This is a genomic window from Rhizobium vallis (assembly GCF_003985155.1).
Lineage (GTDB): Bacteria > Pseudomonadota > Alphaproteobacteria > Rhizobiales > Rhizobiaceae > Rhizobium > Rhizobium vallis.
Genome location: NZ_ML133687.1, coordinates 474,434 through 490,529, shown reverse-complemented (window position 1 = coordinate 490,529; position 16,096 = coordinate 474,434). Strand labels below are relative to the sequence as shown.

20 protein-coding genes are annotated in these 16,096 nt (G+C 61.8%); 7 read left to right on the top strand and 13 right to left on the bottom strand.

The features are described from left to right. Positions 1–14 precede the first annotated feature (14 nt). The 4 genes from EFQ99_RS07510 to EFQ99_RS07495 form a co-directional block, all read right to left on the bottom strand. Positions 15–566 (bottom strand): P-loop nucleotide/nucleoside kinase family protein, encoded by a 552-nt coding sequence (locus EFQ99_RS07510; protein WP_126920312.1) that lies wholly within the window; start codon positions 564–566, stop codon positions 15–17. Further along, positions 563–1,519, bottom strand: a complete 957-nt coding sequence (locus EFQ99_RS07505) for a glycine--tRNA ligase subunit alpha (RefSeq protein ID WP_126920310.1) — start codon at positions 1,517–1,519, stop codon at positions 563–565. The genes EFQ99_RS07510 and EFQ99_RS07505 overlap by 4 nt, the downstream gene beginning before the upstream one ends. Before the next feature lie 109 nt (positions 1,520–1,628). Beyond that, on the bottom strand, positions 1,629–1,820 hold the full coding sequence (locus EFQ99_RS07500; RefSeq protein WP_126920308.1) for a hypothetical protein: 192 nt from the start codon (positions 1,818–1,820) through the stop codon (positions 1,629–1,631). Between the two features lie 18 nt (positions 1,821–1,838). Further along, on the bottom strand, positions 1,839–2,699 hold the full coding sequence (locus EFQ99_RS07495) for a S49 family peptidase (RefSeq protein WP_126920306.1): 861 nt from the start codon (positions 2,697–2,699) through the stop codon (positions 1,839–1,841). Positions 2,700–2,881: 182 nt separating this feature from the next. Between EFQ99_RS07495 and EFQ99_RS07490 the strand changes: the two genes are divergently transcribed. Continuing rightward, entirely contained in the window at positions 2,882–4,222 is a 1,341-nt protein-coding gene (locus tag EFQ99_RS07490) for an Nramp family divalent metal transporter (RefSeq protein WP_126920304.1), read from the top strand. Positions 4,223–4,233: 11 nt separating this feature from the next. Here the strand turns inward: EFQ99_RS07490 and EFQ99_RS07485 are convergent, their stop codons facing one another. Beyond that, the gene (locus tag EFQ99_RS07485; RefSeq protein WP_126920302.1) at positions 4,234–5,010 is read right to left on the bottom strand and encodes a tRNA1(Val) (adenine(37)-N6)-methyltransferase; all 777 of its coding nucleotides are present in this window, start codon (positions 5,008–5,010) and stop codon (positions 4,234–4,236) included. A gap of 7 nt (positions 5,011–5,017) precedes the next feature. Next, on the bottom strand, positions 5,018–5,245 hold the full coding sequence (locus EFQ99_RS07480) for a putative signal transducing protein (protein ID WP_008536951.1): 228 nt from the start codon (positions 5,243–5,245) through the stop codon (positions 5,018–5,020). Between the two features lie 108 nt (positions 5,246–5,353). Here EFQ99_RS07480 and EFQ99_RS07475 point away from each other — a divergent pair, with 108 nt between their 5' ends. The 4 genes from EFQ99_RS07475 to moaB all read left to right on the top strand — a co-directional run bounded on the left by EFQ99_RS07475 (position 5,354) and on the right by moaB (position 9,795). Continuing rightward, positions 5,354–6,370 carry a polyprenyl synthetase family protein gene (locus EFQ99_RS07475; protein WP_126920300.1) on the top strand — a complete coding sequence of 339 codons (1,017 nt, stop codon included), beginning with the start codon at positions 5,354–5,356 and terminating at the stop codon, positions 6,368–6,370. A gap of 133 nt (positions 6,371–6,503) precedes the next feature. Beyond that, on the top strand, positions 6,504–8,336 hold the full coding sequence (locus EFQ99_RS07470) for a tetratricopeptide repeat protein (protein ID WP_126920298.1): 1,833 nt from the start codon (positions 6,504–6,506) through the stop codon (positions 8,334–8,336). A gap of 11 nt (positions 8,337–8,347) precedes the next feature. Then, the gene (locus EFQ99_RS07465) at positions 8,348–9,244 is read left to right on the top strand and encodes a 4-(cytidine 5'-diphospho)-2-C-methyl-D-erythritol kinase (protein ID WP_126920296.1); all 897 of its coding nucleotides are present in this window, start codon (positions 8,348–8,350) and stop codon (positions 9,242–9,244) included. Then, the gene (moaB, locus tag EFQ99_RS07460; protein ID WP_126920294.1) at positions 9,244–9,795 is read left to right on the top strand and encodes a molybdenum cofactor biosynthesis protein B; all 552 of its coding nucleotides are present in this window, start codon (positions 9,244–9,246) and stop codon (positions 9,793–9,795) included. Before EFQ99_RS07465 ends, moaB begins: the two co-directional genes overlap by 1 nt. 311 nt (positions 9,796–10,106) lie before the next feature. Here moaB and EFQ99_RS07445 read toward each other — a convergent pair whose 3' ends face one another. After that, on the bottom strand, positions 10,107–10,421 hold the full coding sequence (locus tag EFQ99_RS07445; RefSeq protein WP_126920292.1) for a hypothetical protein: 315 nt from the start codon (positions 10,419–10,421) through the stop codon (positions 10,107–10,109). Between the two features lie 168 nt (positions 10,422–10,589). Continuing rightward, positions 10,590–11,108 (bottom strand): glycosyltransferase family A protein, encoded by a 519-nt coding sequence (locus EFQ99_RS07440; RefSeq protein ID WP_126920290.1) that lies wholly within the window; start codon positions 11,106–11,108, stop codon positions 10,590–10,592. Between the two features lie 140 nt (positions 11,109–11,248). Here EFQ99_RS07440 and EFQ99_RS07435 point away from each other — a divergent pair, with 140 nt between their 5' ends. After that, positions 11,249–12,406: a PA0069 family radical SAM protein gene (locus tag EFQ99_RS07435; RefSeq protein WP_126920288.1), complete on the top strand. Its 1,158-nt coding sequence runs from the start codon at positions 11,249–11,251 to the stop codon at positions 12,404–12,406. Between the two features lie 287 nt (positions 12,407–12,693). Next, positions 12,694–13,383: a ribonuclease HII gene (locus EFQ99_RS07430; protein WP_126920286.1), complete on the top strand. Its 690-nt coding sequence runs from the start codon at positions 12,694–12,696 to the stop codon at positions 13,381–13,383. Between the two features lie 63 nt (positions 13,384–13,446). Here EFQ99_RS07430 and EFQ99_RS07425 read toward each other — a convergent pair whose 3' ends face one another. The 5 genes from EFQ99_RS07425 to EFQ99_RS07405 form a co-directional block, all read right to left on the bottom strand. Beyond that, positions 13,447–13,935, bottom strand: coding sequence for a F0F1 ATP synthase subunit B (locus EFQ99_RS07425; protein ID WP_126920284.1), 489 nt, complete (start codon positions 13,933–13,935; stop codon positions 13,447–13,449). A 3-nt stretch (positions 13,936–13,938) separates the two neighbouring features. Next, positions 13,939–14,562, bottom strand: coding sequence for a F0F1 ATP synthase subunit B (locus EFQ99_RS07420; RefSeq protein ID WP_126920282.1), 624 nt, complete (start codon positions 14,560–14,562; stop codon positions 13,939–13,941). Between the two features lie 78 nt (positions 14,563–14,640). Further along, positions 14,641–14,868, bottom strand: coding sequence for a F0F1 ATP synthase subunit C (locus tag EFQ99_RS07415; RefSeq protein WP_003545854.1), 228 nt, complete (start codon positions 14,866–14,868; stop codon positions 14,641–14,643). Between the two features lie 67 nt (positions 14,869–14,935). Further along, complete coding sequence (locus EFQ99_RS07410; protein WP_126920280.1) at positions 14,936–15,688, bottom strand: F0F1 ATP synthase subunit A; 753 nt, start codon at positions 15,686–15,688, stop codon at positions 14,936–14,938. Between the two features lie 63 nt (positions 15,689–15,751). After that, on the bottom strand, positions 15,752–16,090 hold the full coding sequence (locus EFQ99_RS07405; protein ID WP_126920278.1) for an AtpZ/AtpI family protein: 339 nt from the start codon (positions 16,088–16,090) through the stop codon (positions 15,752–15,754). Positions 16,091–16,096 lie beyond the last annotated feature (6 nt).

The window sequence follows — 16,096 nt, the reverse complement described above, 5'->3', positions numbered from 1 at the left end:
TTTGCCGGCTGCCGTCAAACGCCGATATCGTCGAGGATTCGGGCCGTCGTCTGCTCCGGTGAAAGGCTTGTCGTGTCGATTTCGATGGTGCGTTCAGCCAGCCCACGCAGCAGTTTATAGTTTGCCCGTAGCCGTTGCAGCATCGCCGTATCCGTCAGCTTGAGCGCCTCAGCCCGACCGGGAGAAGCAAGGCGCCTGGCATTCTCCTCCGGGGCACAATCGAGCAGGATCGCTACAAGATCGGCGCCCCTTGCAGCGGCCAAATCGAGGTACCAGGAGAAGGTCGCGCTGTCATGTTCGTCGTCCGACAGGGCATCGGTAAAGACGAAGCTTTCGACCGGGTCGGCGCGCGCGGCATGGTCGAAAAACACGTGGCGGATCTGCCCCCTCAGCGAGGCATGCAGCGGATTGCTGCGGGAGAACAGAGCCTCGGCGGGATTGAGCAGCGTGTGGTTGTCGATGAGCCGTGCGCCGATCCTTTTTGCCAGCAAGCGGCCGACGGTCAGCTTTCCACTACCCGGCCAGCCGTTGATATGGATGATACGGCCGACAGGGCTTTGCGTCACGCCGCCTCTTTCGACAGATTGACGCCGCCGGCGTCCGTCAGCAGGAAGGCTTCGCCGCAGGCCTTGGCCAGCGTGCGCACCCGCAGGATGTAGCTCTGGCGCTCCGTCACCGAGATGACGCCGCGGGCGTCGAGCAGGTTGAAGACATGGCTTGCCTTGATGCACTGGTCATAGGCCGGGAAGACGCATTTGTGCAGGCGTTGGTTGGCGTTGTCGCCGGGAGCGCCGGCATCGAGCAGCGCCCGGCATTCCTTCTCGGCATCGACGAAATGGCGATGCAGCATCTCGGTATTGGCGAATTCGAAATTGTGGCGTGAATATTCCTGCTCGGCCTGCAGGAAGACGTCGCCATAGCTGATCTTCTCGTCGCCCTCGCGGCCGTTGAAGTTCAGGTCGTAGACATTGTCGACACCCTGGACATACATCGCGAGGCGTTCGAGACCATAGGTCAGTTCGCCTGCGACCGGCGAGCATTCAATGCCGCAGACCTGTTGGAAATAGGTGAACTGCGAGACTTCCATGCCATCGCACCAGCACTCCCAGCCGAGGCCCCAGGCGCCGAGCGTCGGGCTTTCCCAATCGTCCTCGACGAAACGGATGTCGTGCAGCAGCGGATCGAGACCGATTGCCGCCAGCGAGCCGAGATAGAGTTCCTGCAGATTCGCCGGGTTCGGCTTCAGGATGACCTGGTACTGGTAATAATGCTGCAGCCGGTTCGGGTTCTCGCCATAGCGGCCGTCAGACGGGCGGCGGGACGGCTGCACGTAAGCCGCCTTCCACGGCTTAGGGCCGAGGGCGCGCAGCGTCGTGGCGGGGTGGAAGGTGCCGGCGCCGACTTCCATATCGTAGGGCTGCAACACCGCGCAACCCTTGTCCGCCCAGTAGCTATGCAGGGTCAGGATCAGCGCCTGAAAGGAGCGCTTCGGGTTCATATGGTCTGGGATTGCTGACATCGAACGGCACCGATTGCTTGGGGATTATCGGCGCGACAGGTGCCATGGAGGGCGACGGGGGTCAAGACTTTTGCGGCGGCAGGCATTTTCGACCGCGCGTCGACGTCTTTTATTCCCCCTCGCGCTTCAGACGATATTCTCCCGTCGCCGGGTCCTTGACGAGGGTGCCAATTGCGCCGGTCTCGCGCTCCTTTTCAGCACGGCGCGACTTTTCGGCGAGCTTGCGGGCATCGGCGACGAAGCGGCGGTAGAGCCACCAGGCTGAGAAGACCAGGATCAGAATGGTAATTAGCTGCGGCATGACCCTCTCTTGCTCCCTTCAAAGCCCGAAACGGCTCCACAATGCTCTCTCTTCCGCCGCTTCGACAAGCCCCGTCGCGAGGCCGGATGCAGCGCCTTCGAGTGAGACCGGCGATACGCCCGGGATACGGCGGCCAAGCAGGCCGCGGCCGGCGGTGACGAGCTCCAGCTTGGTCTTCTGACCATAGCGCCGTTTCAACTCCTGGCGCATGTCGCCGAGGCCATCGATGAGGCCGAGCTCGAGGCCACGCGTGCCGCTCCAGAACAGGCCGGAAAAAACCGTCGCATCGTCCTTCAGCTTGCCGGCGCGACGCTCGCGCACCATCGATATAAAGACCTGGTGGATTTCGAGCTGAAGGCTCTTCAGGTACTCGATATCCCTCTCCTTTTCCGGCTGGAAAGGATCGAGGATCACCTTGTTTTCGCCCGCCGTATAGACGCGACGCTCGACGCCGATCTTTTTCAGGAGTTCGGGAAAACCGAAACCGCCGGAGACGACGCCGATCGAACCGACAATCGAAGTGGCGTCGGCGATGATCTCGTCGCCGGCAAGGGCGATCATGTAACCGCCGGAGGCAGCGACGTCCTCGACGAAAACAAGCACCTTCTTCTGTTTTTCGCGGGCAAGCTCACGGATGCGGGTGAAGATAAGGCGTGACTGCACCGGCGAGCCGCCCGGCGAATTGATGGAGATGGCGACCGCCGGCGCGTCCTTCATGGCGAAGGCCTTTTCCAGAACCGGCGCGACATTGGCGAGATTGAGGGTCGGCCGGAACTGGCCGCCACCGCTGATGATCGCCCCCTGCAGCCGGACGACCGGGATAGTGATGCCGTCCTTGCGGAACCGTTTCGGCAGCAGTTTTCTCAAGAATCCGGCCATTTCCCATCCTTCGCTTCGGGTCGCACGATCGCAGTTTGCGATCGGCATCCATGTATGCGCTGGAACGGCAAACGCAATGGCTGCGTTCTTCAAAACGTCGGATTGATTTTCTTGTTGCGAATGACTTGCATTATCATTCTAATCCGTCATAGTGCCCTCACGATAAAACAGGTGAAAATCGCATGGACGTCCTCAATCCGAATGCAAGAAGCGGCTGGCGGCACGAGCGCGGAGAGGCATCGCTGTCCGATGTCTACCGCACCGTCGGAACTGGACGTCACAGCTCGAGATGGCGAAGGGCTGCGGCCTTTGCCGGGCCGGGCTACATGGTCGCCGTCGGCTACATGGACCCCGGCAACTGGGCGACCTCGCTCGCCGGCGGCTCGAAATTTGGCTATGCGCTGCTGACCGTCGCATTGCTTTCCAACCTGATGGCAATCGTGCTGCAATCGCTCTGCGCGCGTCTGGCGATCGCCTCCGGCCGCGACCTCGCGCAGGCCTGCCGCGACGCCTTTCCCAGATATGTCTCGGTGCCGCTCTGGGCCTTTGCCGAAATCGCCATCATCGCCACCGACATCGCCGAGGTGATCGGCACGGCGATCGGCCTGAACCTGCTGCTTGGCATTCCGCTCGAACTCGGCGTGCTGATCACCGCGCTCGACGTCTTCGTGGTTCTCCTCCTGCAGAAGCTCGGGTTCCGCTGGGTGGAGGCCTTCATCATCACGCTGCTCGGCGTCATCGCGGTCTGCTTCGGTGTGCAGATCCTGCTCGCCGACCCGCAATGGGGCGCTGTCCTCACCGGCTTTTTCCCCACGACCGAGATCGCCACCAATCCGGAGATGCTCTATCTGGCGCTCGGCATTCTCGGTGCGACCGTGATGCCGCACAATCTCTACCTCCATTCCGGCATCGTGCAGACGCGGGCCTATGGCCATACGGTTCCCGAGAAGAAGGAGGCGCTGACCTATGCGACGATCGACTCGACGCTCGCACTCTGTTTCGCGCTTTTGATCAACGCCTCGATCCTGATCCTGGCCGCCGCCGCCTTCAATGCGCACGGCAAGACCGACATCGTCGAACTCGGCGATGCCTATTCGCTGCTGTCGCCACTGCTGGGGCTCGCCATCGCGCCGACACTGTTCGGCGTCGCGCTCCTCTGCTGCGGCCTCAACTCGACCGTGACAGCGACACTCGCCGGTCAGATCGTCATGGAAGGCTTCCTTAAAATCAGGCTGAAGCCCTGGATGCGCCGGCTGATCACCCGCGCCATCGCCATCGTGCCGGCGGCGATCGTCACCATCTGGTATGGCGACAAGGGCACGGCGGAGCTGTTGATCCTGACGCAGGTGGTGCTCAGCCTGCAGCTTTCCTTCGCCGTCTTCCCGCTTGTCATGTTCACCGCCAGCAAGGCCAAGATGGGCGAGCTCGTAGCGCCGCGCTGGCTGAGCGGCATCGCCTACCTGATCGCGATCGTGATCGCCGGGCTGAACGTCAAGCTGCTCTTCGACTTCGTTACGGGCTGAAGCAATTCAGCCTAGAGCCTGGCATAGGCCGCCCGGCCATTGTTGAAATCGTCGACGAGAGGGGAGAACTTGTGGCTCCCCTCTTCGTGCATGATGAGGGCCGCGCGCAGCGACAGCCGGGCCCGCGATCCTTTGATCGCCGTCACCAGAATGCGGACGGCGTTTTCACCGTCACGCGGATGGATTGATGTAATCTCGAGGCCGCCGAAGCGCCGGCCACAGGCATCGATAATCTCGGCGATCGATTGGGGCCTCGCGATCAGCGACAATTGCCCGCCCGGGATCATGATGGCGCCCGCCGTGCGTATCCAGCTTTCGAACAGTCCGTCGGTCATCGCGTGAGCTTCAGCCTTCAGCGCATCCGGCGTGCGCCGGTCGCCGGCATCGTTGAACGGCGGGTTCATGATGACATGGTGGAAGCTCTCGTCGAGGAGGCCGGCATCGTTGCGCGCCTTGGCGGTCAGCGTCACATCGGCCTCGACGACGCTGACACGGCCGGCGATATGGGTATTGCCGGGCAAGAGGATGCTGCGGCGGGCATAATCGGCCATCTCGGACGAACGCTCGAACAGCACAACCTCGACATCGGCAAGGCGCGAGGCGACGGCAAGGCCGGCGGCACCAGCTCCGGAGCCGAGATCGGCAACCCTCACGGCGCGATCGTCGGAGACGAGGGCTGCAAGCAGCATCGCATCCATGCCTGAACGATGGCCCCTGCCCTTCGGCTGCACCACGTGGAAGGCGCCGCGGTGGAAGGCGTCGATGGTGTCGGCGGGTTTCCCGGTCATCACCGGCTCACTTCCTCTCGCGCAGCTCACCGCCGAGACCGGCATCGATGAGGATGCGGCGCGCCTGATCGGCCATTTCTTCATCGACCAGCAGGCGGCGCGGCAGCATGCCGAGCGAACCCTCCAACACGCTCATGCCCTGATCGGCGATGAAGCAGTGAATTCCCGCATCCTTCATCAAGCTCTCGGCAAAGGAGAGAAGAACGGGATCGTTGGCACGGATAAGTTCATGCATTTGCCGTCATTTTCCTTCCAATTTCGCCCGGCGCGACAATTCACCCCTTGCCGCGTCCATCGCCCCTTTCTATTGTCAGCTGTAATGAATGAACAGGAGTCCGGGTCGTTGGGCGTGGTCATACCGCTTGAAGAAAGCAAAAACAAACTGGCATCCATAAAGCCATTGGTCGATCTCACCAAGGCCGACATGGAGCGGGTGAACCAGCTCATTCTGTCCAAGGCCGGCTCTGACGTGCAGATGATCCCCGAGGTGGCGAACCATCTGATCTCGTCCGGTGGCAAGCGGCTGCGGCCGATGCTGACGCTGGCTTCCGCCTCGCTGTTCGACTACAGGGGCGAAAACCACATCAAACTCGCGACATCGGTGGAGTTCATGCACACGGCAACGCTGCTGCATGACGACGTCGTCGACGAAAGCGATCTTCGCCGCGGCAAATCGACGGCGCGGATGATCTGGGGCAACCAGGCAAGCGTGCTGGTGGGCGACTTCCTGCTCGGCCAGGCTTTCCGCATGATGGTCGATGTCGGTTCGCTCGATGCGCTCGACGTCCTGTCTTCCGCAGCCTGCGTGATCGCGGAAGGCGAAGTGCTGCAGCTTTCCGTCGCCAAGAACATGGAGACGACCGAGGACGACTATCTATCCGTCATCCGCGCCAAGACGGCGGCTCTCTTTGCGGCTGCCGCCGAAGTCGGGCCGATCGTCGCCGATGCCGGCAAATCCGGCCGCAACGCACTGAAATCCTACGGCATGAATCTTGGGCTGGCCTTCCAGCTGGTCGACGACGCGCTTGATTACGGCGGCAAGGCGGCCGATCTCGGCAAGAATGTCGGCGACGATTTCCGCGAGGGCAAGATCACCTTGCCCGTCATCCTCGCCTATCGCCGCGGCACCGAAGACGAGCGCGCCTTCTGGCGCGATGCGATCGAGGCCGGCAACAGCACCGATGCCAACCTGGAAAAGGCGCTGGGGCTGATCACCAAATACGGCACGCTGGGCGATACGATCGGCCGCGCCGTCCACTATGGCACGATCGCCCGGGACGCGCTTGCGCCGCTTCCCGACACGGTATGGAAATCCGCCCTGATGGAAGTGATCGATTTCTGCATCGAGCGCGTCAATTAATCGACGGCCTTCGATTGCAGTCTGATTTTCTTGCGGCGGCGCTTCAAAAAAGCCATCCTGTTATGAATCAGTGATCGCAACTGGTTTTGCGACCGGCACCATGGCCGGGACGCTCTCGAAGAAAGGTTTCCTAATGCGGCAGAGATTTGCCATCCGTCTTCTTACGAGCGCAGCGCTAGTGGCTGTCCTTTCGCTCGGCGGTGTCGGCGGCGTGAGTGCCGAGGATGCGGCCAAGGCCGGCGATGCCCCGAAAACCGATAACTTCGATGCCGACAGCGTCACGACCTTCTCCGGCGCCTTCCTTGCCGCGCGCACGGCCGATGTCGATCACGATTACGAAACGGCGATCGAGCTCTACAAGAAGGCACTGCAGATCGAGCCCGGCAATCCCGAGATTCGCCAGCGGCTGATGATCTCGCTGCTGCTCAACGGCGATATCAAGGACGGCGTCAAATATGCCAATGACCTGAAGGGCGATCCTTCCGTCGAGCGCATCACCACGATCGTGCGCGGCATGGATGCCGTGCGCCGCGGCGACTACAAGACCGCCGAGACCATTCTGAAATACAAGGGGCCAAACGATCTCGACCGGATGATGAACGACCTGCTGCTTGCCTGGGCCCGCGTCGGCGCCGACCGCGGCAAGGAAGCGCTCGCCATGGTCGAGAAGATGAAGGGACCGGACTGGTTCCGCATCTTCCAGAATTACAATGCCGGCGCGATCGCCATCGTCACCGGCGACGTGAAATCCGCCCGCCAGCATCTGAACGATGCCGTGCTCGACAAGGAAGGGGGTGCGACGGCGCCCGACACCTTCATGCGCGCTGTGATGGCGCTTGCCCGCCTGGAAGCCACGCAAGGCAACAAGCAGAAGGCGCTCGACGCCGTTTCCGTCGGCGACAACCTGCTGCCAAACTATGCGCCGCTGAATGCGCTGCGCGACAGCATCGAAAAGGATGAGAAGCAGGAGCAGCAGGTGAAGACGGCCGAAGAAGGGGCCGCCGGCGTGCTCTTCTCCGTCGGTGGCGCGCTGAACCGCGACGGCGCCGAGGACATCGTCTCGCTTTATCTGCAAACGGCGAATGCCCTCGACCCGAACAGCGCCGATACGCTGGTGCTGCTCGGCGGTATTGCCGAGAAGCAGAACCAGATGGATCGCGCCATCGCGCTCTACAAGAAAGTGCCTGACAATTCGCCGATGCGGCGTATCTCCGAGCTGCAGCTCGGTCTTGCCCTTGCCCAGGGCGGCAAGGTGGACGAGGCGCGCAAGCATCTGCAGGCTCTGATCGCCTCCGACCCGAAGGACATCCGCAGCTATCTCGCCTATGGCAGCGTACTGTCCGACGCCAAGGACTACGAGGCGATGGCCGCCAATTACGACAAGGCCGTCGAAGTGATCGGCCCCCTTCCCGGCCGTGCCAACTGGAGCGTCTTCTTCCAGCGCGGCATTGCCTATGAGCGGCTGAAGAAGTGGGACCAGGCGGAACCGAACTTCCGTAAGGCCTTAGAGCTTAATCCCGACCAGCCGCAGGTGCTGAACTATCTCGGCTATTCCTGGATCGACATGAACCGGAACCTCGACGAAGGCCTTGGTATGATCAAGAAGGCCGTCGATCTTCGCCCTGACGACGGCTACATCATCGATTCGCTCGGCTGGGCCTATTTCCGGCTCAATCGCTTCGACGATGCCGTCGACGAGCTGGAGCGGGCCGCACAGATCAAGGCCGGCGACGCGACGATCAACGACCATCTCGGCGATGCCTATTGGCGCGTTGGGCGCAAGCTCGAGGCTGTCTATCAGTGGAACCGGGCGCTTGCCTCCGAGCCCGAAGCTGCCGAGATCCCGAAGATCAAGGACAAGGTCGCCAACGGCCTGCCGGCCGCCAGCGACGATGCCAAGGCCGCCGACAAAAAGCAGCCTGACCCGGCACCCGCCACCCCGCCGCCGGTCGACAAGAAATCCTGACGGGCGAGACCATGCCTGAAGAGGGCTTGGCCGGCGCGTTCAGTGTCATCGAAGAAGCTCGCGCGAAGATCAACCTGGCCCTGCATGTGACGGGCCAGCGGCCGGATGGCTATCACCTGCTCGACATGCTGGTGACCTTCACAGGTCATGGTGACCGCCTGAGCTTCGCGCCATCGCAGACCGATGTGTTCACTCTGTCGGGTCGTTTTGCCGGAACGCTCACCGGTGACAGCGGCACGAACCTGGTGCTGAAGGCGCGTGATCTGCTGCGGGAGGCGATCGGCGCACCCGCCTTCCCCGTCCATATTCACTTGGAAAAGAACCTGCCGATCGCTTCCGGCATCGGCGGCGGTTCCGCCGATGCGGCAGCAGCCCTGCGCGGGCTGATGCGGCTCTGGGGCACGACGTTGCCCGAAGAGGCGCTTGCCGCACTCGCATTGAAGCTCGGCGCCGACGTGCCGATGTGTATCGAAAGCCGGCCGCTGATTGCCCGCGGCATCGGCGAAAAGATCGAGCTCGTGCCGGATCTGCCCGCCTTCGCCATGGTGCTCGCCAATCCGTTGAAGGGTGTGTCGACGCCTGACGTTTTCCGCCGGCTGGCGACAAAGGATAATCCGGCCCTGAGCCTGGCTCCCGGCCTGCTCGGGGCTGCCGACTGGCTCACGGCGATTGGTGCTGCCCGCAACGACCTGGAGCCGCCGGCGCGCGAACTCGTGCCTGAAATTACAGCGATCTCGGCGATGCTGCAGGCCAGCGGCGCGCTTTTGACCCGCATGTCCGGTTCCGGCGCCACCTGTTTCGGGATCTTTGCGACCATGACTACCGCAAAAGATGCGGCTGCCGCTCTTCACGGCGAGCGGCCCGACTGGTATTTCCATGCGACGGAAACGATTTCGGGAGGCATGTGATGGCAGGTCCGGACGAAAAGCGGTCCTTCATCGCCGTCGGTATTGCGGTTCTCACGATCTCGGACACGCGTACGCCGGAGACGGACAAGTCAGGCGACACGCTGGCGGCGCGGATCACCGAGGCGGGCCACAGATTGATCGACCGAGCGATCGTGCCCGATGATCGCGCGGAGATTGCCGCGCGGGTGAAGGCCTGGACAGACAGAGAAGACATCGACGTCGTCATCACATCAGGCGGCACCGGCTTTACCGGCCGCGATGTGACGCCCGAAGCGCTGGAGCCGTTGTTTGAAAAGCGGATGGACGGCTTTTCCGCCATCTTCCACCGCATCTCCTATGAGAAAATCGGCGCAGCGACGATCCAGTCACGCGCCACGGCAGGCGTTATCAACGCCACCTTCATCTTCGTGCTGCCGGGTTCACCCGGCGCCTGCCGGGATGCCTGGGACGGCATTCTGAAAGGACAGCTCGACTACCGCAACATGCCGTGCAATTTCGTCGAGATCATGCCGCGTCTGGACGAACACCTGAAACGCGGCGCAACGAAATAGACTGCCTGTTTAGAGCCTTTCCGGGTTAGATTGCAGCATTCTGTTGGCTCAAACGGAGTCGGATGGTCGACCGGCCGGCGCGCGTCGTAGCCCAGCTCTACGGCCAAGCCGGCCGGTCGATCAGCCGGCCCGTTTCAGCCAACCCGAAGGGCCGGGCATCTTTCCGCCAGGATCAGAGGCGATCGGCTCGGGCGTACCTTGGAGTATGCCCGTCGCCAATCGCCTTTGCCCTGACGAAAATCTGCTCCGGCAGAATGCTGCAATCTAACCCGGAAAGGCTCTAGGCGCTCCACGAATCAACGGCAGCATTGTTATGTGGCAATGCCTGGCAGAACGGGCATCGTATCCCAGCTGTCACCCGACAGCAGGACGCAGCTTACGCCATGAGTATCCGTTACGACGAGGGTCCAGGTGCCACTTTCGGCGGCATAAACCTCGAGTACGGCGTTCTCATTGATCAATCCGATTGCCGTGAGCTTTTCAGCGAAGTTCTTGTCCAGGAAATTGACGATCTCGGATCGGCCTGCGCAACTGCGCATCATCTGCGATGCTGCCGGATGCGGATGCGCGATCATCGATATCGGCAATATGACGGCCAGCAGGCCGGAAATCATACCGCGTACCATGACGCACCTCCTTTCGCCGGATACCCGGCAGAAGAGGAGACTTCCGCTGACCTGTTCCGCCGTCCACCGGCATTCCATGGCCATCCGCTACGAAGCGAGGCGCTTCAGCGGCGCCATGGAGAAATTATAGCGCAAAATCGTATCGGACGCCATCTTTACGCGCGGCATCTACCGAGCGGCGCGGGCGACCCAGGAGGGAATCAGTTCGCTCGAGAGCTTCCGCGGCTTTTGGCCCTTCACGAATTCGGCAAGCGGCATACCGCTTCTGGCCGTGGCAAGTGCCAGCTTCCTCGGCATCAGAAATCCGAGTTCGAGCGGCGGGGCGGCGCGGCCGATGCGCTGGAAAAAGGGCCGACGATACCCTCTGGATGCTGTAAAGCGGGCGGGCAGCCGGTTTAGCGCCACATACTCGGAAATCTCATCGATCCAGCCGCCCTGAGGCCTTGCGCCCGGCTCGACGAAGAGCAGCCATTCGCCGCGGGCTGACCGGACGATATCCTTGATATCCCATTCGGAATGGAACCGGCAGCCGGCCGCGTCCGCAACCCTCGAGGTGCCGTCGCGCGAACCGTGGTCAAGCACGATCACATCGCTCACGAGCCCCTCCACCGCGCCAGTCACCAATACCGACAGGGTCTGGGCAAGCTCGGATTCCTGATCCTGACATTCGAGAACAACCGTCAACATCGGCTATCTATAATGCGCCGCACAAATTTTTGCCAGCAACGTTTCCCTGATTTTGTTCTTGCATTGTTCTCTTTTTGCCGATAGGAATTTAATCATCAAAACGGGCGGAGGCAATGGCTTTTCCGCCGCGGGAGAATCCGATGAGACAGCAGTCCCTGGCAGGGCAGGCCGCATTCGAGCCTGCTAATGCGGCAGATATTGCCGATGCGATGATCGTGTCCTCCGGTCTCAGGATCGAAGTCGATCGCCGGCGTGGTCGTGGGGCCGGGCTGAACCCGACCGGGCGGTTCGAAGCGTTGCAGAGGGAGACCTTCGACGACGGCTGGCAGACCCTGGAAGAGCTTCCGCCTTTCAAGACGGAAGTGCAGGTCGAGAAACCGCGCACAGCCATCACCCGCAACGAATCGCCGGATATTCCCTTCGACCGTTCGATCAATCCCTATCGCGGCTGCGAGCACGGCTGCATCTACTGCTTCGCCCGGCCGACACACGCCTATATGGGGCTTTCCGCCGGGCTCGATTTCGAGACGAAACTCTTTGCCAAACCCGATGCGGCAAAGCTGCTGGAGCGGGAGCTCGCCAAGCCGGGCTACAAGGTGCGTGTGATCGCCATCGGCACCAATACCGACCCCTATCAGCCGATCGAGAAGGAATGGCGCATCATGCGTGGCATCCTCGAAGTCTTGAACAAGGCGAATCATCCTGTGTCGATCGTCACCAAGTCGGCGCTGATCCTGCGCGATCTCGACATCCTGCAGGAGATGGCTGGGAAAAACCTGGTGCGCGTCGGCATCTCGGTGACGACGCTCGACCGCAAGCTTGCCCGGGCGATGGAGCCGCGCGCCGCCACACCGCCGCGGCGGCTGGAGACGATCCGGGCCCTCTCGGAGGCAGGCATCCAGACGGCTGTCATGGCAGCTCCGCTCATTCCTGCGCTAAACGATTACGAACTGGAGCGCATCCTTGAATCGGCGAAGGCTGTCGGCGCCGCGGAGGCGAGCTATGTCATCCTCCGTCTGCCGCTCGAAGTCAGCCCGCTCTTTCGCGATTGGCTGCTGCAGCACTATCCGGATCGTTACCGACATGTGATGTCGCTGGTGCGCTCGATGCGTGGCGGCAAGGATTACGATGCCGAATTCGGCAAGCGCATGAAAGGAGCCGGTCCCTATGCCTGGCAGATCGCCCGCCGCTTTGAAATGGCAGCCAGACGTTTCGGCCTGACGCGACGCAGCATGCCGCTGCGCGACGATCTGTTCGTGCCGCCGGACGGCAGCGGCATACAGCTATCGCTGCTCTGATTGCTGGAGCGGTTCGGCTTTCATGGAAACGAGAAACCGCTCCAACCTTTTGTTTTACGCAATTCCCGGCAAAAGCGCTTCGCGCTTTGCCTGGAAAAACCGCTTCACACTTTTCCTGGAATTGCTTCAGCTTGCGCATCGGCATCTCAAGAAACCGCCCTGTTTTTGAGCCCCGAGCGCAATTCCCGCGGATGGCCTTGACCGCCACCATCCGCCGGACCGTCCCCGGCCGCCGCCCTGATCCGGGGACTTGCGGGAAATCGGGTTGGCGTGCGAGGTTCAGCCGCATGAAACGTCGCACGCCACCCGATTCTCCCCTGCTTTTCGACACGGTTCCGCTCGTGCCGGACTTCAAACTTGAGCTTAAAGCCCGCAAGGCCGGCCACTGGCCAGTCGCCGGTGCGGATGAAGCGGGCCGCGGGCCGTTGGCCGGACCTGTCGTGGCCGCTGCCGTCATTCTCGACCCGAAGCGCATCCCTGAAGGCCTCAACGATTCCAAGCAGCTTTCGGCGCAACGGCGGGAAGAACTCTTTGTGCAGATTCTGGCGACAGCGACCGTCTCCATCGCCTCCTCCAGCTCGACGCGCATCGACGAGACCGACATTCGCAAAGCGAGCCTCGACGCCATGCGCCGCGCCATCTGCAGCCTCGCCATTCCGGCAAGCTACGTGCTGACCGATGGGCTCGACGTGCCGCCCGGCCTCGACTGCCCGGGACAGGCGGTGGTGAAGGGTGACGCCCGTTCAGTGTCGATCGCCGCCGCCTCGATCGTCGCCAAGGTGACCCGCGACCGGATGATGGCGCGGGCGCATGCTGTATTTCCGGACTATGGTTTTGCCGCGCATGCGGGCTACGGCACGGCGCAGCACCGCGCCGGCATCGAGAAGCATGGCCCCTGCTCCCTGCACCGGATGAGCTTCAGACCGTTGCGCAAAGGCGAGGACGGCCCTGATATGGACGAGCTGATCTCGGAATAGCGCGTTCAAAAGAAAAAGGCCGGGACATGCCCGGCCTTTTCCCTATCATTCATTCGATACCGCTCAGTTGAGCCGCGTCTTGACCTGGCCGACGGCATTGCCGAAGAGCTCGGACTGGACCTTGGCATCAGCCTGCTTGGCGAGCACCGTTTCTGCTGCCGCGATCGCCAGATCGACGGCGGCGGAACGGACCGCCTTCATCGCATCGGCTTCGGCCTGCTTGATCTTCTGCTCGGACAGCGCCGTACGGTTGGCGACGAATTCTTCCGTCTTCTTCTTCGCCTCAGTGGTCAGCATTTCCGCTTCGCGCTCGGCGGCGGCAACGATATGAGCCGCCTCGGCTTCAGCTTCCTTGCGCTTGCGCTGGTATTCGGCGAGCAGGTGCTGGGCCTCTTCGCGCAAGCGCTTGGCTTCAGCCAGTTCGTTGCGGATCTGGTCGGCGCGGTCGTCCAGCGACTTCGCCATCATGCCCGGAACCTTCAGGTAGACGACCAGCGCCAGGAAGAGGACGAGGCCGACAAAGGCGAAGAAAGTTGCATCAAAGAATTCCATCGATCAAGCCTCCTTCTTGGCAGCCGCGACGGCAGCGGCGACATCTGCCTGGGCGGCGGTGCCGCCAATCAGCTGTTCGACGACGGCAGAGGCTGTTTCTTCGGCAATAGTGCCGACGTCGGCGAAAGCCTTCGCCTTGATGTCGGCGATACGAGCTTCGGCAGCCTTGATCTTTTCCGAAAGGCTCGCCTCGACAGCGCGGCGATCCTCTTCGGCCTTGACCTTGGCGGCGTCGCGCGCGGCAGAGCCAATCGCATGTGACTTGGCGCGAGCAGCGGCCAGCTCACCTTCATAGGTCCGGACGGCGGCGTCAGCTTCCGCCTTCAGGCGGCTTGCCTCTTCCAGGTCCTGGGAGATGCGCGTATGGCGCTGGTCGAGGATGGCCCCGATGCGCGGTGCAATAACCTTTTGCATAAGGAGGTAGAAGACGCCGAACGTAATCACCAGCCAGAGCAGCTGGGACGCGTAGGTCGTCGAATCGAAAGGCGGGAACGGGCCACGGGCGTGTTCGCCTGCGGGAACGCCGGTCTCGGTATGGACCTCGCCTGCGGCCGGAGCGGCATGCGCATCCGTGCCGGTCGCTGCCGCCGGTGCTTCTTCAGCGTAAGCCGGGGTCACAAAAAACATGCTCACCTCCAGGTGGACTGCAAATGCAAAGGATCACGGCTTGCGGTCCGCAGGCCGTGATCCATCTATCCGCCGATATCAGACGGCGAAGAGGAGGAGGAGAGCGACGAGCAGCGAGAAGATGCCCAGAGCTTCCGTAACGGCGAAGCCGAATACCAGACGGCCGAACTGGCTGTCAGCGGCAGACGGATTGCGCAGGGCGCCGGAGAGGTAGCTGCCGAAGATATTGCCGAGGCCGAGAGCCGTACCGGCCATACCAAAGCAAGCCAGGCCTGCACCGATGTACTTTGCTGCTTCCGCTTCCATGTTGAACTCCTTTGAAATGGTTGTTGCGGCGAATGACTGACGCCCTTTGACGTCGTTGTCGTTATCCTTAGTGCCCGCCCGGATGGATCGCGTCGTTGAGGTACATGCAAGTCAGCACCGCAAAGACGTAAGCCTGGAGGAAGGCGACGAGGAACTCGAGACCGGTCAGGGCGACGGTCATGATGAGAGGAAGAACGGCTCCGCCGACACCGACTGCACCGAGGGCTCCAAGCGAGGCGACGAAGCCTGCGAACACCTTCAGCGTGATATGACCGGCGAGCATGTTGGCGAAAAGACGAACGGAGAGCGAAATCGGACGAGAGAGGAACGAAATGATTTCGATCGCAATGACCAGCGGCAGCAGGATGCCCGGCACGCCGGAGGGCACGAAGACATTCAGGAAGTGGAAGCCGTGCTTATAGAAGCCGTAGACGAGAACCGTACCGATGACGAGGATCGCCAATGCAAAAGTGACGATGATCTGGCTGGTAATCGTGAAGAAATACGGGAACATGCCGAGCAGGTTCGCCGTCAACACGAACATGAAAAGCGAGAAGACCAGCGGGAAGAACTTCATTCCCTGCTTGCCCGCGCCTTCCTTCAGCATGCCGGCGATGAATTCATAGGACATTTCCGCGACCGACTGCGAACGGCCCGGCACGATGGCGCGGTTCGAGGTCGCGAAATAGAGGAAGCCGACAGCAACGGCAGCCGAAGCGACCATGAAGAGCGATGCGTTGGTGAACGAGAAATCAATTCCGCCGATCTCGATCGGCACAATCTGGAAGATCTTGAACTGATGGGTCGGATCGTTAGACACCGCTTGTTCTCTCTCTTTGGCCCGCAGGACGCGGGATCATTGCACTGGACCGGGAACCAGTCCTTATTTCTTGTCGTCCTTGCCTTCCAGGGGATGGGCCACCACCCCCGCAGAACGCAGCACGTTCAAAACGCCGGCACAGAATCCGAGAAGCAGAAGAACAATCAAACCCCAAGGCGCCGTGCCAACAAAACGGTCGAGAACATAGCCAAGAACGGCACCGACAATGATCGCGGCAATGAACTCGCTGGAGAGCTTCATCGCCTGGGCATAACCTTTGCGGCTTACCTCGGCTTGGGCCTCGCTTGCACGTTCCACTCCCGCCTCAACGCGTTTGGTCGCGAGTTCCGCTCCCAATTGCGCACGGCGCTTTTCAAGACTTTCCTCGCGGTCGTCCGCCATGGATCT

What these genes read in the sequence shown, in the direction of transcription:
- EFQ99_RS07505 (WP_126920310.1), bottom strand. Translation starts at nt 1,519, where the DNA reads ATGTCAGCAATCCCAGACCATATGAACCCGAAGCGCTCCTTTCAGGCG.
- EFQ99_RS07500 (WP_126920308.1), bottom strand. Translation starts at nt 1,820, where the DNA reads ATGCCGCAGCTAATTACCATTCTGATCCTGGTCTTCTCAGCCTGGTGG.
- EFQ99_RS07495 (WP_126920306.1), bottom strand. Translation starts at nt 2,699, where the DNA reads ATGGCCGGATTCTTGAGAAAACTGCTGCCGAAACGGTTCCGCAAGGAC.
- EFQ99_RS07490 (WP_126920304.1), top strand. Translation starts at nt 2,882, where the DNA reads ATGGACGTCCTCAATCCGAATGCAAGAAGCGGCTGGCGGCACGAGCGC.
- EFQ99_RS07485 (WP_126920302.1), bottom strand. Translation starts at nt 5,010, where the DNA reads ATGACCGGGAAACCCGCCGACACCATCGACGCCTTCCACCGCGGCGCC.
- EFQ99_RS07480 (WP_008536951.1), bottom strand. Translation starts at nt 5,245, where the DNA reads ATGCATGAACTTATCCGTGCCAACGATCCCGTTCTTCTCTCCTTTGCC.
- EFQ99_RS07470 (WP_126920298.1), top strand. Translation starts at nt 6,504, where the DNA reads ATGCGGCAGAGATTTGCCATCCGTCTTCTTACGAGCGCAGCGCTAGTG.
- EFQ99_RS07465 (WP_126920296.1), top strand. Translation starts at nt 8,348, where the DNA reads ATGCCTGAAGAGGGCTTGGCCGGCGCGTTCAGTGTCATCGAAGAAGCT.
- moaB (WP_126920294.1), top strand. Translation starts at nt 9,244, where the DNA reads ATGGCAGGTCCGGACGAAAAGCGGTCCTTCATCGCCGTCGGTATTGCG.
- EFQ99_RS07445 (WP_126920292.1), bottom strand. Translation starts at nt 10,421, where the DNA reads ATGGTACGCGGTATGATTTCCGGCCTGCTGGCCGTCATATTGCCGATA.
- EFQ99_RS07440 (WP_126920290.1), bottom strand. Translation starts at nt 11,108, where the DNA reads ATGTTGACGGTTGTTCTCGAATGTCAGGATCAGGAATCCGAGCTTGCC.
- EFQ99_RS07435 (WP_126920288.1), top strand. Translation starts at nt 11,249, where the DNA reads ATGAGACAGCAGTCCCTGGCAGGGCAGGCCGCATTCGAGCCTGCTAAT.
- EFQ99_RS07430 (WP_126920286.1), top strand. Translation starts at nt 12,694, where the DNA reads ATGAAACGTCGCACGCCACCCGATTCTCCCCTGCTTTTCGACACGGTT.
- EFQ99_RS07425 (WP_126920284.1), bottom strand. Translation starts at nt 13,935, where the DNA reads ATGGAATTCTTTGATGCAACTTTCTTCGCCTTTGTCGGCCTCGTCCTC.
- EFQ99_RS07420 (WP_126920282.1), bottom strand. Translation starts at nt 14,562, where the DNA reads ATGTTTTTTGTGACCCCGGCTTACGCTGAAGAAGCACCGGCGGCAGCG.
- EFQ99_RS07415 (WP_003545854.1), bottom strand. Translation starts at nt 14,868, where the DNA reads ATGGAAGCGGAAGCAGCAAAGTACATCGGTGCAGGCCTGGCTTGCTTT.
- EFQ99_RS07405 (WP_126920278.1), bottom strand. Translation starts at nt 16,090, where the DNA reads ATGGCGGACGACCGCGAGGAAAGTCTTGAAAAGCGCCGTGCGCAATTG.